We start from the raw sequence: 15,115 nt of genomic DNA on the forward strand, positions 1-15,115 counted from the left end.
GGTAGAGAAACTGGCTACATTTCTTTCTGCCTTTGAAGATGAGCTAATAACAGTTCTGTCAGCTGAAAGGGTTTTAAATACAGTTAATACGAGATGCAAGTAAAAGCTGCGCTGAAACTTGTTTTAAAACAATACAAGCAAAAATGGAGCTAACACCGTTGCACGCTAAATATTTTGCTCATGAACTTACCAGGCGCTATTCTTCTAATAGCTTGCAAAAGTTCACTGCTTCGCTTGCCGATGCACAGGTTGATTTAAACCCACATCAGGTAGAAGCCGCATTGTTTGCTTTCAAATCGCCGCTTTCTAAAGGAGCTATATTAGCAGATGAAGTAGGTTTAGGTAAGACCATTGAAGCCGGTATAGTCATTTCACAGAAATGGGCAGAGAGAAGAAGGAAGATATTAATTATCGCACCGGCAAACCTTAGAAAACAATGGAACCAGGAAATATCAGACAAGTTCTTCCTGCCGTCTTACATCTTAGAAGCGAAGTCATTCAATGAGACCATTAAGTCGGGCAACCTTAACCCTTTCATCCAGAAGGACAACATTGTAATTTGCTCATATCAGTTTGCACGGTCTAAAGATGTTTACATTAAGCAAATTGATTGGGATTTAGTAGTCATTGATGAAGCCCACCGTTTACGCAATGTTTACAAGTCTTCAAACAAAATTGGTAAGGCAATTAAAGAAGCCCTGCTCCCTGCCCCTAAAATCCTATTAACAGCAACCCCTTTACAAAACTCTTTATTAGAGTTATACGGATTGGTAAGCATCATTGATGAATACACTTTTGGAGACCTTAAAAGTTTTAAAACGCAGTTCACAAGGCTGTCCACCGAAACAAACTTCGAGGAACTAAAAAGAAGGTTAGAACCAATCTGTAAAAGAACACTGCGCAGGCAGGTGTTAGAATACATCAAATATACAAACCGGATTGCCCTTACGCAAGATTTCTACCCTACAGAAGATGAGCAGCGTCTATACAATCTGGTATCAGATTACTTACAAAGTGATAACCTGTATGCTTTGCCGCCAAGTCAACGGCAGCTAATGACTTTGATTTTAAGGAAACTTCTTGCTTCTTCCACCTACGCCATTTCCGGTACATTAGAAGCATTAGCTAACAAGCTCGAGACCATAGTAAACAAACAAAATTCTCCGGCACTTCCATTTGAAGAAACTGTTGCAACCAACTTTGAAACCTACGACGAATTGAAAGATGAATGGTTAGATGATGAAGAGGAAGAAACAGGTAAAGAGGAACGGATATATAATGAACATGAAATACAGGACATCAGGAAGGAAATAGAAGCCTTAAAAGATTTCAAAAAGCTGGCAGTATCAATCCGAATAAATTCTAAGGGTGAAGTTTTATTTACCGCGTTGGAAAAAGGGTTTGAAAAACTACAGGAGCTGGGTGCAAATAGAAAAGCTATCATCTTCACAGAAAGTACAAGAACCCAGGAATACCTGAAAAATAGTTTAGAAGCCAGAGGCTATAAAAATGAGATTGTACTTTTTAATGGCTCAAATAACGACCCCTTATCTATTTCTATTTATAAAGCATGGATAGAAAAACACAAGGGTACAGATATAATCACTGGTTCACGTACTGCGGACAAAAGAGCTGCTTTGGTTGACTATTTCAGAGAAACAGCAACCATTATGATTGCAACAGAAGCAGCAGCCGAAGGTATTAACCTTCAATTCTGCTCATTAGTTGTAAACTATGACCTGCCCTGGAACCCCCAAAGAATAGAACAGAGAATTGGTCGTTGTCACCGTTATGGACAAAAACATGATGTTGTTGTTGTGAACTTTTTAAATAGAGCCAACGCTGCCGACCAAAGAGTTTATCAGTTGTTAGATGAAAAGTTTCAATTGTTTCATGGGGTGTTTGGAGCAAGTGATGAAGTTTTAGGGACTATTGAAAGCGGAATTGATTTTGAAAAGCGGATTGTAAATATCTACCAAACCTGTCGTACTCCCGAAGCCATACAATCAGCATTTGATAAGCTACAGGAAGAGATGGAAAGCGGCATCGCTGAACAGATTGATATAACACGTAAAACCTTATTAGAGAATTTTGATGAAGAAGTACATGAAAAACTTCGGTTCAATCTTCTTCAAAGTAGGGACTACTTAGGCAAGTTTGAAGATTGGCTTTGGTCCATTACCAAGTTTTATTTAGAACCTTATGCAGTCTTTGACCACTCCGATGATTCGTTTTATTTGAAGGAAAATCCTTTCCCAAAAGAGCCAATTCATTCTGGACCTTACAGGATAGGAAAAAACATAGACGATGCGAATATCTACCGAGTTGGTCATCCTTTAGCACAAAAGGTAATTCAGCAATGCAAGATTTTAAACCTGCCCTTACAGCAGGTCGTATTTGATTTATCAGGTTCTAAGAAACTCATAAGCATTTTAGAACCACTAAAAGGCGCTACTGGCTGGCTGCAATTGCAGCAGCTAACCATCACTTCATTTGAGGCAGAAGACTATCTAATGTTTGCCGCATTTACTGATGATGGTATCGTACTGGATAAAGAGCAATGCCATCGTTTATTTTCATTAGCTGCTGAAAATGCTGCCATGCACGAAGAGTTTCCTGAAGAACTGCAAACAAAGTTTGATGAACTATACCATGCACAGGTAGTAGAAATAAGCCAGGAGAATGCAGAAAGGAACAATCACTTTTTTGATGAAGAAGTAGAGAAGCTGGATAAATGGGCAGAGGATGTACGCAACTCCTTAAAGTTTGAATTGAAGGAATTAGAGAAGGAAATAAAGTCCCGAAAGACTGAAGCCCGGAAGCTGCTTAACCTGGAGCAAAAAGTAAAAGAACAAAGAGCCATAAAAGAACTTGAAAAAAGACTGTCAGAAAAGCGAATGTCTTTATATCAAAGTGAAGATGATATTGATACAAGGAAAGAAGGCTTACTGGATGAAATAGAAAAGCGGCTAAAACAACAATCAGAGAAACAAACATTATTCACTATTAAGTGGCAGATAATATAACATGGGAAAGCAACTGCAAAAACTTGAATTAAGTTGGATAGGTAAAGGAGACGAACCGAATTTAGAACCGCGTATTCTCATAGAAGATGCAACTAAAGGATATGGGGTTCACATGCCTATTATTGGTAAATCAGGTCGCAGAATTGCAGATAGTAATATTTTAATTCATGGTGACAACCTTCTTGCTTTGAGGGCAATAGAAGCTGATTTCGCAGGAGAGGTTAAATGTATTTGTATTGACCCCCCATATAACACTGGTACTGCATTCGAACAATATGATGATGGTGTAGAGCATTCGCAATGGTTAAATCTTATAATTCCGAGACTGAGGCTCTTACACAAATTATTAGCTGAAGATGGCTCCATATGGATAACGATAGATGATAATGAATGTCATTACTTAAAAGTTGTTTTGGACGAGGTGTTTGGCAGAAAGAATTTTGTCACTACTATAATTTGGCAGAAAAAGTATGCTCCGAAATCCGATACCAAATTTATATCTGAAGCACATGACTACATTCTGGTTTATGCTAAGAACATAGAGAAGCTAAATCTCAATAGACTACAAAAGACGGAAAAGCAAACAACACGTTACAAAAATCCTGATAATGACCCGAGAGGTCCTTGGAAACCTTCAGATGTCTTGCGAAACGAATTTAGAGAGTATGCTTACTTTCCAGTACAACTTCCAAATGGAAAACAGGTACTTCCACCTTCCGGTACAAGTTGGAGATATACTAAAGAAAAATTTGCAGAATTAATAGCAGATAACAGGATATGGTTTGGTAAAGATGGTAGTTCAAGACCTGCCTACAAACGTTTTATATCTGAAGTAACAGATACAATACCTGCAATGAGTATTTGGGGTTATGATGAAGTAGGACACAATGATGAAGCAAAGAAAGAGGTAAGAAAATTCAATGAGGAAAGTGTCTTTGCTACTCCTAAACCAGAACGGTTAATTTCAAGGATAGTAGAATTAGCCACAAATAAAAATGAAATTATACTGGATAGCTTTCTTGGTTCAGGGACTACTGTAGCAGTTGCTCACAAGATGAATAGAAGATGGATTGGTGTTGAATTAGGTAGTCACGCTATAACACACTGCTTACCAAGATTATCTCAAGTTGTAGCTGGTAATGATGAAGGCGGTATAAGCCAAACCATCAATTGGAAAGGTGGTGGTGGCTTCAAGTTCTATACTCTTGCACCAAGTTTATTAAGGCAAGACCAATATGGAAATTGGATTATAGATGCTCAATACAATGCTGATATGCTTGCAGCAGCAATGGCAAAACAGGAAGGTTTTCACTATTCACCTGATGAAAGCATTTATTGGAAGCAGGGAAAGTCATCAGAAAAGGATTTCATTTTTACCACTACTCAATTTGTGACAGTTGAAATGCTGGACAGGCTTCAAGATGAGATGCAGCCTGATGAGAGTTTGTTAATATGTTGCAAGAGCTTCAAGAAAGAATGCAAGAACAGGCATAGCAACATCACCATCAAGAAAATCCCTCAAATGCTTTTAGGTAGATGTGAGTTTGGCAAAGACGATTATTCACTGAACATTGTCAATTCTACCGAAGAAGGGGTAGCAACTGAAGAAAGTGTTCAGGCAGTAGAAACTATAGAGCATATAGCAACAAAAGCAAAGAAGCAAAAATTGAAAGCAGAAAATCAACCAGAACTATTTTAGAAAAATTGTAAAAAACAAGAACGCTATGCAAACATTATTTTATTGGGGCGGAAAAGTTGAAAGAAAGATGAAATTGTAACAAATGAGTAAACAACCGCAAAAACTTGAACTTACTTGGATAGGCAAGGATATGGACCCTAAGTTGGAACCTCGTATCCTTATAGAAGAACCAACTAAAAGCTACGGTGACCCCAAAGCTGAAAATTTGCTTATTAATGGAGACAATCTTCTTGCGTTAAAAGCATTAGAACAGGAATTTACTGGTAAAATCAAGTGTATTTATATTGACCCGCCGTTCAATACCGGGGCTGCGTTTGAGCATTATGATGATGGTATAGAGCATAGTGTTTGGCTTGATTTAATGGCGAGGAGATTAAAAATACTGCAACGATTATTGGCTTCCGACGGCGTGATATTCGTTCATATTGATGATAAAGAAATGGCTTATTTGAGGATGGTGATGGATGAGATATTTCAAAGAAATAACTTCTTGAATATGATGGTTGTGAAAACTTCAGACCCTTCTGGTCATAAGGTTGTCAATCCATCTCCATATTCCCAAACGGAATACATCTTAATGTATGCTAAAAATAGGCGTAACTATAAATATGATATACAGTATGTTTCTGCAAACTATGACGTAATGTATAACAAGATAGTTACGAATATAGACGAAAATTATGCAGATTGGAAGATAGAAGGTTTAGCAGAACACTATGCTAAACTTCAAGGTTTCAACGATGTTAGAAGCGCAAAGAGAGCCAAAGGAAAATTAGATTTTGAAGCAGAGGTTGGGTTGTTTGCAGAACAAAATGTTCATAGGGTTTTCCAATCTACTGCTATTAGTGATGCTGCGGGGAGAACAATTGTGGAATTAAGGGAGCAGTCTAAAATCAATCCACAAACAGTCTTCTATTTAGAAAGAGAAGACTATGACGATATATACATATATGGTGGTCGCCAGATGTACTTTTTAAGTTCTAAAATTAAAATAGTTGATAACCAAAAGGTGATTGCTAAACCACTTACAAATTTGTGGACAGACATTCCATATAACGGAATTGCAGGTGAGGGCGGGGTGATATTTAAAAATGGGAAAAAACCTGAAAAGTTAGTCAAGCGATGTATCGAAATGTCAACAGAAGAAGGCGATTGGATATTAGACAGTTTTTTAGGGTCAGGAACAACTGCTGCTGTGGCTCATAAAATGAAAAGGAAATGGATTGGTATTGAGTTAGGGGAACACGCTAATACGCATTGCACATTCAGATTAAAACAAATTGTCGATGGAATTGACGAAAGTGGAGTAACTAAAACAGTTAATTGGAAAGGTGGCGGAGGTTTCAAATTTTACACACTTGCACCAAGTCTTTTAAAACAAGACCAATATGGCAATTGGGTAATTGATAGCCAATACAATGCCGATATGCTTGCCGCAGCTATGGCAAAACAGGAAGGATTTCATTATTCACCTGATGAAAGCATTTATTGGAAACAAGGAAAATCTTCAGAAAAGGACTTCATTTTTACAACTACTCAATTTATGACAGTTGAAGTGCTGGACAGGCTTCATGAAGGGCTAAAGCCGGATGAAAGTTTACTGATATGTTGTAAGAGCTTTAAAAAAGAATGCAAGAACAAGCATAGCAACATCACCATCAAGAAAATTCCACAAATGCTTTTAGGTAGATGTGAGTTTGGCAAAGACGATTATTCACTGACCATTGTGAATGCTCCCGAAGAAACAGAAGCAAATGGAGAAAGTGTTCAATCAGTGGTAACTGTTGAGCACATAACTATAAAGTCAAAGAAGCAGAAATCAAAGTCAGATAATCAACCATCACTATTCTAAACTTTTAAAAGCATCACCGAAACATGAATGCAACTGCAAGTAATATAAAACAACGTTTGTCGCTTCGTAAACCGTTACAGGAAAGTTTGGATATTCTGGCTGGCTTAGCGGATATATTGGAACTGAATAAAGAAGTGGATTTGACATCAGAATCGCAAAATGTCAGAGCTCTTTATCCAACGTGTACAGCTTTTGAAAGAGACTTTGTATCTATTTGTTATTCGATTGCTACAGGCGTTGGTAAAACAAGGCTGATGGGTGCATGTGTTACCTACCTGTATCTTGAGAAAGGCATAAGAAACTTTTTCATCTTAGCACCCAACCTTACCATTTATAATAAGTTGATTGAAGACTTTAGCAATGCTTCTGCACCTAAGTATGTTTTTAATGGCATATCCGAGTTTGTTCATAATAAACCGGTTGTTATTACCGGTGATAATTATAGCCAGGCAAGTACCTTATTTAGCAATACTGAAGTAAGGATAAACATTTTCAACATCTCAAAATTCAATTCTGAAAGTCGTGGCACAAGACAAGGAGGAGTTGCAAAGCCGCCACGGATAAAAAGACTTTCTGAATATTTAGGGCAGTCCTACTGGGATTACCTAAGCAAGTTGGATGACCTTGTAATCCTCATGGACGAAGCACATCGTTATCATGCTGACCAAAGCAGAAATGCCATCAACGAACTAAAACCAATTTTAGGTATTGAATTAACCGCAACACCAATAGCCGACGATGGTAGCCAGTTTAGAAATGTTGTTTATGAATATTCTTTAGCACAGGCATTGTCAGATGGTTTATATGTAAAGAACCCAACAATTGCCACCCGCAAAGACTTCGACCCGAAAGGCAGAAGTGACGAAGAAATTGAAAAAATAAAACTGGAAGATGCTATAAGCATCCATGAAGACACAAAGCAGGAACTGAAACTTTACTCACTCAACAACAATAAAAGGTTAGTAAAGCCTTTCGTCTTAGTGGTATGCCGTGACATTGCCCATGCAAGGGAAGTGTATAGCCTCATTAATTCAAAGGATTTTTATAACGGAGATTACACAGACAAAGTATTACAGATAGATAGCACCACGAGGAACGAGGAACAAATAGAGCAGCAATTTATTACACTGGAGCAGGAAGACAATGAAATCGAGGTTGTCATTCATGTGAACATGCTTAAAGAAGGATGGGACGTAGCAAACCTTTACACCATTGTTCCTTTAAGGGCTGCCAACGCTTCAATTTTGGTTGAGCAAACAATTGGTAGAGGATTAAGATTGCCCTACAATGGTGAACGTACAGGAGTGGAAAAAATAGACAAGTTAACCGTTGTAGCACATGACAACTTTCACCGGGTTATCACAGCGGCACAAGACCCCAATTCTATTTTAAACAAATTAAAGTTTGTTGAAATAGATGAAGCCGATTTGGCTGGTAGAACTGTTGTGGTTACATCTCAAACTACTATAACACAGCAGATAAAGAAAGAGCAGGAAGAAGTAGATAAAATTGTTGAACCTGAAAAGAAACAGCAAAAGCAAAATCAGGTTGATGCAAAGAAAATTTTAGTCACTGTCATACCTTCCTTCAACACCAACACTGCTGTTAAAAATGTAGATGACCTTAAAAAGCCTGAAGTTAAGCAACAGGTAATAGCGGCAGTAAAGAGAGAGTTAAGCACTGGTCAGTTGAATGTATTTGCCGAAAGCATTGTTACAGAAGCGGAAGCCATCTATGAAACGATGGTAAACGACTATAAAAACAACACCATTGAAATTCCAAGAATGGACTTGGTGCAAGGTGAGGTTACAGCTTCATTTAAGGAGTTCGACTTAGACACAGCGGATATACACTTCGACCCACTTAACGAAGAAATTGTAGTAGTTGGTTTGAAGGACAATAGCTACGATACAATTGATGTTCGCCCCGGTGTTGATTATGGTCATCCTGGCAAATTGTTGATTTCTGAATTGATAAACTTTTCAGAAGTAGATTATGACACTAATGCTGCATTGTTACACAAACTGGCAAAGCAGGCTTTAGACCGTATAGAAGACCAACTGGCAGACAAGGCGGATTTACGCAAAACAATTTTTCAATGGCGTAAGATTATTGCTAATAAGATTTACGACCAGATGATGCAACACTTTCAGTTGAATGAGCCTGAATACATTAAACCAAACGTAAGACCATTTACAAGAATAGAGGACTGGAACTTTACAGCCCTAAGAAATGCAGGTTACAAAGATTATCGTGATGAGACGTTTCCGGCAGTTGATGTTCCGAAGTATGTCTTCCGTGGTTTTGAAAAGGCTTGTCATTTTGAATACAAGTTTGACAGCCGTACAGAACAAACTATTTCTTACATCTTAGAAAATGACAAAGCCGTGTTGAAGTGGCTTCGACCAGCACCTAACCAGTTCCGTATTTACTGGAGCCACAATTCAAAACTTTACGAACCTGATTTCATTGTGGAAACAGAAGACACAATTTATATGTTAGAGGCAAAAGCCTTAAAAGACTTGAATGCAGCTGAAGTTATAGAGAAGGCAAATGCGGCTTGTAAATATTGCGCCTATGCAACTGAATTTACACAAGTCAATAAGGGCAAACCTTGGAAGTATGCTTTAATACCACATGACCAGGTTTCCAAAACAAAAAGTTTTGCCGGCATAGTTAGTCCAAACATTAAATGCTAAAATTGCATCCCACAGCATGCTAACTATCGGCTATCATACTTTACAAGACCAGTATAACGTTGATGATATAGAAAACAATGGTCCAATCAAATGTCAAACAAGGGCAGCCTGGTTAGGTCATGGTTATTACTTCTGGGATGCTAATCCAGATTGGGCTCATAAGTTCGGCAGGTCAAGGTATGGAGATGAGTACATGATTTTTGAGGCTGAAATTGCAATCAATAATGAAACCTATGACTTATATGGAAATGTGGGTCAGAAACTAGAGTTTTATGAAGTGTACAAAGAGCTTAAACAAAATGGGCATTTCGAGGAAGGTGAAGAAATAACAGTCCCAAAAGTTATAGAATACTTAAAAAGACATGTTGGTTTCCCATATACTTCAGTACGGGCTGCCGACAACCCAGAGAGACAGAATGTTATATCGTTTGGAGGTCAAAGAGGGGAGTACATGTTTCTAAACGAGCGAGTTCAGATTTGCCTCATCACTAAGAAAAACTTATCTTCGCAGTCCTTTAGGGTAATTTACCCGGAACATTATTTGCAGTAAACCAATCATGAACACTCCATTATTACAGAAATTAAGAGAACACCTTGCTTCAATTAGCAAAGAACAGTTCCGCAAAGAGTGGTCTGAAATTGAGGCATTGGAATTAGAAGGTCCTACAATGGAAGAGTTTATTCACTCAATTTCCCTTCACAACGTAGTTTCCAGAATTGAGACTATTAGCTACACAAATAGTCCTGCTGACTTGGAAGATGTTACTGTAAGTGTAGGTGAATGCAACTACGCTTCAGCAGCATGAGTGAAGTACAGCAAGCAGCCATTCGTTTCGTAAACTTTTTTGTTAAGGAAAGTCATATTATCCTTACAGAGCAGGGTGAGTTCAGCATCAAGGTAAACTTCACTCCTAAAGGCTATATTTTCAAAGCTCTTAATCAATTTCATTTAGAGTTAAATGTCGAAGTGATTGAAGAGGCTAATAAATTCAACATCCAGGTAAAAACCGTTTCAATATTTGATTACGACCAAGGGGCGGAAATTAAAGACTATACAAACAGCCTTTTTTTAGTAAATGCCCCGGCCATTGCATTCCCCTACATAAGAGCTTACGTTTCAAATCTTACGACCCAATCAGGTTTGTTTACGGTGACGTTACCGACTTTCAATTTAACATCTATAGGAAACAACCTAAAGACCAGTATGCAGGTGATTGAATGAATAAATTTGCTGGCTTCGGTTTTTTGCCTTCGCAATCTTTCGCCTTGAAAAAATTTGGAGAGTGGACCTTTGAACTTAAAAAATCTTCTCAAAGTGCATGTTTATGTAATGTAAGTGTAAACTCAAGAAATATCGTATGGAAATTGTATGCAAATGAAAAAGCACTTACTCCATTTCTGTTATAAGTGCTTGATGTTCAAGTGCGACCACTAGTAATTGAACCTGGGACTTCCTCGTCATGGGTCAGGTACGCTAACGACCTCAGCTACCCAGCTGTGCTTCGTCTAACCCTATGTTCAATAAGATTTAAACGTTTCTATAGATTCCGAACAATTCCGAACCCTTTCATCTTCATTTGACCGGTGAACGAAATGCAATGTCCGCCCGGGTGGCTTTTAGGACACGCTCAATAATGTGATACAGTACAAGCGAGCCCGCCCGGCTGAGCTGTTCGGACGGGCGTGGCAACCGGAGCTGATTAGCGTCCATCTGCCGGTCCCATAAGAAAACTACTTAACTAAACAACATTGATATAATGGAGCCGAAGGCACCCCCTAAACTATGATTGTATTACCTTAAAAAGCAATATCTGGCCACATTTTTGTGCTTTTTACCATAAGAAAACTACCCCGCTATGAACAGGCGTTTTCGTAAGAAATTATCCGTAATCGCGAGTTCAGTTTTGCTGCTTCCCTTCGCTTTTGGTTATGCCAAGTCTTCTGTGAAGCATGGTAAAAGAAAAGCTTCAGTTTCGGTGTCGGCCCGGAAAAAAGCCCCTGGTGAAAAGACCACTACAGCCGACCTGGCCACTAAAGTAAAAGGGAACGTTTATGAAAGCCTCGGACTTGGCAAATTAGGGTTGTCCAAACAAGCCTTTGACTACGCCATCAAGGGTCACGACTATCTTGCTGCAAACGGCAAGCTGCAAAACGGAGACATCATTTCAATTGTTGACTTCAGCCTTCCTTCCTCTCAAAAAAGACTATTTATCCTTGATCTGAAAAACAACAAACTGTTGTTCCACACCTATGTGTCGCATGGTCGTGGTTCGGGAAAACTAATGGCTACCGACTTTTCTAACGTGGCAGAAAGTTTCAAGAGCAGCCTGGGATTTTACGTTACGGGTGATACCTATATGGGGAAACATGGCCTGTCGATGCGGCTACTGGGCCAGGACAAGGGCTTTAACGACAACGCTAACGACCGTGCCGTAGTAATGCATAGCGCCAGTTACGTGAGTGAAGCCGTAGTTAAGGCGCAAGGCTTTATCGGTCGCAGCCTTGGTTGCCCCGCGGTTCCCGAAGCGCTCAATAAGCCAATTATCGAAACAGTTAAAAACGGCAGTTGCCTGTTTCTTTACAGCCCTGACAAGCAATACGCTGCTAATTCCGCTATCATCAATGCCCTGGCATAACGCCTGGAAGCTTTTCCGCATTCGGCAAGGGCACACGGATGGGAGGGCTTGGAAGGATGGTCACAGATTTCTTTTATTCATACCAGGAGCACACTTTCGAATATCTTCTGTTACATAGTATGCTGTAAGTTGCCCATGAATACACAAGCATTATCAACAACAGCAATCCCTATCGTCAAATCGGTGTCGTCCGTGTTCCACTGCGCTCGTTGGGGCACAGTAGTGAGATACGGTACAAGGGAGTGACACAACCGGAGTTCCATAGTAGTTCCTATGATGGTTCTATAAAAAATAAGCCTTCGTTAAACAGCATTGGCTCGCCGGTGTTTATTACATGTAAATAACCGTAAAAACCCTTCTGAAAAGTGAGCTTCAGCTGCTTCTTTGTTAGCATCAGTTCGTGCGCTGGATTTCCTCTTCTGAACCCAGTTTACGCTGCCGGGCATTTTTCAATTGCTGGTTGCCGAAGGCATACGTCAGTTTGAACATGGCTACCCTTGAATCTAAACGGATCCAAACTGTATTGTAAAAATCCGGAGCTTCAATCCTGAACCTGGTATAATTGGTGTGCAGCACATCCTGCACGCTTACACTGGCCTTCCATCTTGAACCGATGGATTTTTGTATTCCTGCATCTATTGAACCCAGCCATGGGCTGTGCTGTAGCGCCCTGACTGCCGGTGTGTTCAGCCACCCCGTCAGCTCAGCTGTCCAGCCTTTGCCCAACAAAATAGCGTTTGCAGCATTCAACCGTCCGGAGATTTGCTGAACAGAAAGCGGGGAGCTTTTATAAGTATATTGAAACTGGCTGTAATTGCCCATCAACGTACTTTGTATGGTCCAGCCTTTGCAAACTGCAACCGGGAAACTGATAACAAGACTATATGCCTGGGATTTGCCAATATTTTCGGGCATGCGCTCACTGAGTCTGGAATCAATGGGTTGAATAACAAAGAATACCAGGTCAGAAACATAACTGGCTGCAAGAGAAGTGAAGACCTTGTTTTTAAATCCATGTTTAAGTTCCACGGAATGTGTGTACTGCGGCTTCAGGAACGGATTGCCGGCAGTATACCTATAAGGGTCGAGGTACGAACGTGCCGGGTTGAGGTTCTGGTAATTCGGCCGGTCGATACGGTAGCTGTAGGAAAAGGTGACCGTATGACTTCTGGTTACAGCACGCGACAGGAAAACACTTGGAAATAGATTCAGGTATTTCCTGTCAACAACGTGTTTGAAGGTGAGCGAGTTGCCAACAGAATGGGTGTGTTCTGCCCTTAGTCCAAGCATCAAATTCGTCTTTACATCGAGTTTGCCGGAAAAGGTTGCGTATGCCGCATTTACCCGTTCCGTGTAGAGGAAGTGATTGGATAAGCTGGTATCCTTTTGCAGGTGGCCACTCAGGCCACTGTGCAATGCAACATCGTTATCGGAGCGTACGGAGCTGCTCTTGAGCCCCGCTTCCATTTTCCAACTGGGATTGATGGATTGACTGAAATCCGTTCTGAAGGAAAGTATGTCAATAAATGTGGGCATGTAGGTGTACAGACCGGTAAGCGGTTCAGCAGGGATGGAAGGTATTATGGTTTCCGTATTCAGCGCATTGTAATAATACCGCCTGAACCGTCCGGCATCAATGTCAGCTGACAGCTGCCCCTGTTTTTTCAGAAAAGTGTGTTGTATATTGAAGTTGCCTACATGGTTGGATGCCTGGCTTGATTGCCTTTTATCGGTAAGGGTCTGAAGATATACCGGCCCGGTTTCTTCTCTTCTGAAAAAGACATGTGCCGGACTTCTTTCCCCGATCTCATTCCATGATCCTGTCCAGACAAGGCCCATCGTAGTCGTTTTATTGACAAAGTAATCGAGGCCTGCTTTAGTATTCTGACTGCTGTTCTTAAAAATTATATAAGAGGAACTGTTGATAAAATTACGCTGTGCCCCATCGGCCTGGGTACGCCTTACATCGAAGTCAGAGTAGTTGCCGCCCAGGTTTGCACTAAAATTTCCAAACAGGTTGATTTTTGAGGTCCGATGGTTGATTTGCAGGCTCGCCTGTTCACGATGGTAACGTCCTGATCCGGCAGAAACGGAAAGTAAACCGTTTGTACCCAGGTTATTGTTCTTTTTCAGCCGGATGTCAATGATGCCTGCATTACCGGCAGCATCGTACCTGGCGGAAGGATTGGTGATCAGCTCGATCCTGTCGATGTTATCGCTCGACATGCTTTTCAGCATGGCAACAACGTCAGCCATAGAAAGGTAGGTCTGCCTGCCATCAATCTGTACGATCACCCCTTCTTTACCCCGGAGGCTGATCTGGTCATTCTGCCGGTCTATGGTTACACCTGGTGCTTTTTCCAGGATATCCAGCGCTGTACTCCCGCTGGCGATGATGCTGCCCGCCACATTGACCACCGTACGGTCTATCTTCTGTTCAAGAAAGGGGCGTTTAGCCGCAACGGTTACCTCGTTCAACTGTCCGGATTGAACCGAAAGGATTAAAACAGGCATGACAAGCTCACTCTTTTCTGCGTTGATCGTAAAAGGCAATGAATATCCCTGACTGTATCCTATCCTTGATGCCCTCAAAACATAGGTGCCTGGCCGAACATTGCTGATGGTATAGTTTCCCGATGTATCTGTTATGGTTCCCTTTACAAGGCTTGAATCTTTGGCTTTCAGGAGCAGCACATTAACGAGGGTCAGCATCTTTTTATCCGCTTCCTGCACGTTCCCGGTGATGGTTTGAGCGTATCCACTGAGATTCAACAGTACTATAAAGAGGTAGAGCCTGGTGGTAATCATTCCATGTGATTTTTACTCAACCGGAATAACTAATTTAATAAATGTTTTCAAATATGGCCGACCCGAAATCAGGAAAATTAAGGAAAGAAATCACGGAAACAGAAAGTTCGGGATTTTGCTATTTCAGTTTGCTAATCTTCAATGATTTAAGTTTTGTAAAATGTTTGGGGTAGCTCTGTCTTCCCTAAATTGCGAGAGAGAAGTTTTTAGTTTTGCAATGTTGTTGCCCGTGTAAGTGAAATATGATTGGGAGATTTTTTAAAGGGTGTAGTTTTTTTGAAGTAGCCTTCTAAAAGGCTTTACCTCACGTGCATTCCGGCATTCCCATGCTTGTTGCCTTCCCATCACTTTGCAGCAGCACAAGCAATTATTTAAGTGGTGCATTGGTGTGCGGC

Annotated in this window: 9 protein-coding genes; 8 read left to right on the forward strand and 1 reads right to left on the reverse strand. The window is 40.4% G+C overall.

Annotated features, from left to right (window positions below; genetic code table 11):
- Window positions 1-143 precede the first annotated feature (143 nt).
- The 8 genes from EXU57_RS15825 (at window position 144) to EXU57_RS15860 (ending at window position 11,912) form a co-directional block, all read left to right on the forward strand.
- Complete coding sequence (locus tag EXU57_RS15825; RefSeq protein WP_133269212.1) at window positions 144-3,026, forward strand: SNF2-related protein; 2,883 nt, start codon at window positions 144-146, stop codon at window positions 3,024-3,026.
- Between the two features lies 1 nt (window position 3,027).
- Entirely contained in the window at window positions 3,028-4,725 is a 1,698-nt protein-coding gene (locus EXU57_RS15830) for a site-specific DNA-methyltransferase (RefSeq protein WP_133269213.1), read from the forward strand.
- Between the two features lie 82 nt (window positions 4,726-4,807).
- A complete protein-coding gene (locus EXU57_RS15835) occupies window positions 4,808-6,577 on the forward strand; it encodes a site-specific DNA-methyltransferase (RefSeq protein WP_133269214.1) in 1,770 nt (589 codons plus the stop codon).
- Between the two features lie 23 nt (window positions 6,578-6,600).
- Window positions 6,601-9,276 (forward strand): DEAD/DEAH box helicase family protein, encoded by a 2,676-nt coding sequence (locus EXU57_RS15840; RefSeq protein WP_133269215.1) that lies wholly within the window; start codon window positions 6,601-6,603, stop codon window positions 9,274-9,276.
- Between the two features lie 16 nt (window positions 9,277-9,292).
- Window positions 9,293-9,826: a hypothetical protein gene (locus EXU57_RS15845; RefSeq protein WP_133269216.1), complete on the forward strand. Its 534-nt coding sequence runs from the start codon at window positions 9,293-9,295 to the stop codon at window positions 9,824-9,826.
- 7 nt (window positions 9,827-9,833) lie between these two features.
- A complete protein-coding gene (locus EXU57_RS15850; protein WP_133269217.1) occupies window positions 9,834-10,082 on the forward strand; it encodes a hypothetical protein in 249 nt (82 codons plus the stop codon).
- Complete coding sequence (locus EXU57_RS15855) at window positions 10,079-10,498, forward strand: protein-export chaperone SecB (protein ID WP_165958174.1); 420 nt, start codon at window positions 10,079-10,081, stop codon at window positions 10,496-10,498. The genes EXU57_RS15850 and EXU57_RS15855 overlap by 4 nt, the downstream gene beginning before the upstream one ends.
- A gap of 634 nt (window positions 10,499-11,132) precedes the next feature.
- Window positions 11,133-11,912 (forward strand): murein L,D-transpeptidase catalytic domain family protein, encoded by a 780-nt coding sequence (locus EXU57_RS15860; RefSeq protein ID WP_133269219.1) that lies wholly within the window; start codon window positions 11,133-11,135, stop codon window positions 11,910-11,912.
- Window positions 11,913-12,305: 393 nt separating this feature from the next.
- Here the strand turns inward: EXU57_RS15860 and EXU57_RS15865 are convergent, their stop codons facing one another.
- Window positions 12,306-14,720, reverse strand: a complete 2,415-nt coding sequence (locus EXU57_RS15865) for an outer membrane beta-barrel protein (protein ID WP_133269220.1) — start codon at window positions 14,718-14,720, stop codon at window positions 12,306-12,308.
- Window positions 14,721-15,115: the final 395 nt, after the last annotated feature.

Source organism: Segetibacter sp. 3557_3 (assembly GCF_004354985.1).
GTDB lineage: Bacteria > Bacteroidota > Bacteroidia > Chitinophagales > Chitinophagaceae > Segetibacter.

Bases quoted from the DNA above. Each gene is read 5' to 3' on its own strand.
- EXU57_RS15855 (WP_165958174.1), top strand. From the start codon at position 10,079: ATGAGTGAAGTACAGCAAGCAGCCATTCGTTTCGTAAACTTTTTTGTT.
- EXU57_RS15850 (WP_133269217.1), top strand. From the start codon at position 9,834: ATGAACACTCCATTATTACAGAAATTAAGAGAACACCTTGCTTCAATT.
- EXU57_RS15830 (WP_133269213.1), top strand. From the start codon at position 3,028: ATGGGAAAGCAACTGCAAAAACTTGAATTAAGTTGGATAGGTAAAGGA.
- EXU57_RS15860 (WP_133269219.1), top strand. From the start codon at position 11,133: ATGAACAGGCGTTTTCGTAAGAAATTATCCGTAATCGCGAGTTCAGTT.
- EXU57_RS15865 (WP_133269220.1), bottom strand. From the start codon at position 14,720: ATGATTACCACCAGGCTCTACCTCTTTATAGTACTGTTGAATCTCAGT.
- EXU57_RS15840 (WP_133269215.1), top strand. From the start codon at position 6,601: ATGAATGCAACTGCAAGTAATATAAAACAACGTTTGTCGCTTCGTAAA.
- EXU57_RS15845 (WP_133269216.1), top strand. From the start codon at position 9,293: ATGCTAACTATCGGCTATCATACTTTACAAGACCAGTATAACGTTGAT.
- EXU57_RS15825 (WP_133269212.1), top strand. From the start codon at position 144: ATGGAGCTAACACCGTTGCACGCTAAATATTTTGCTCATGAACTTACC.
- EXU57_RS15835 (WP_133269214.1), top strand. From the start codon at position 4,808: ATGAGTAAACAACCGCAAAAACTTGAACTTACTTGGATAGGCAAGGAT.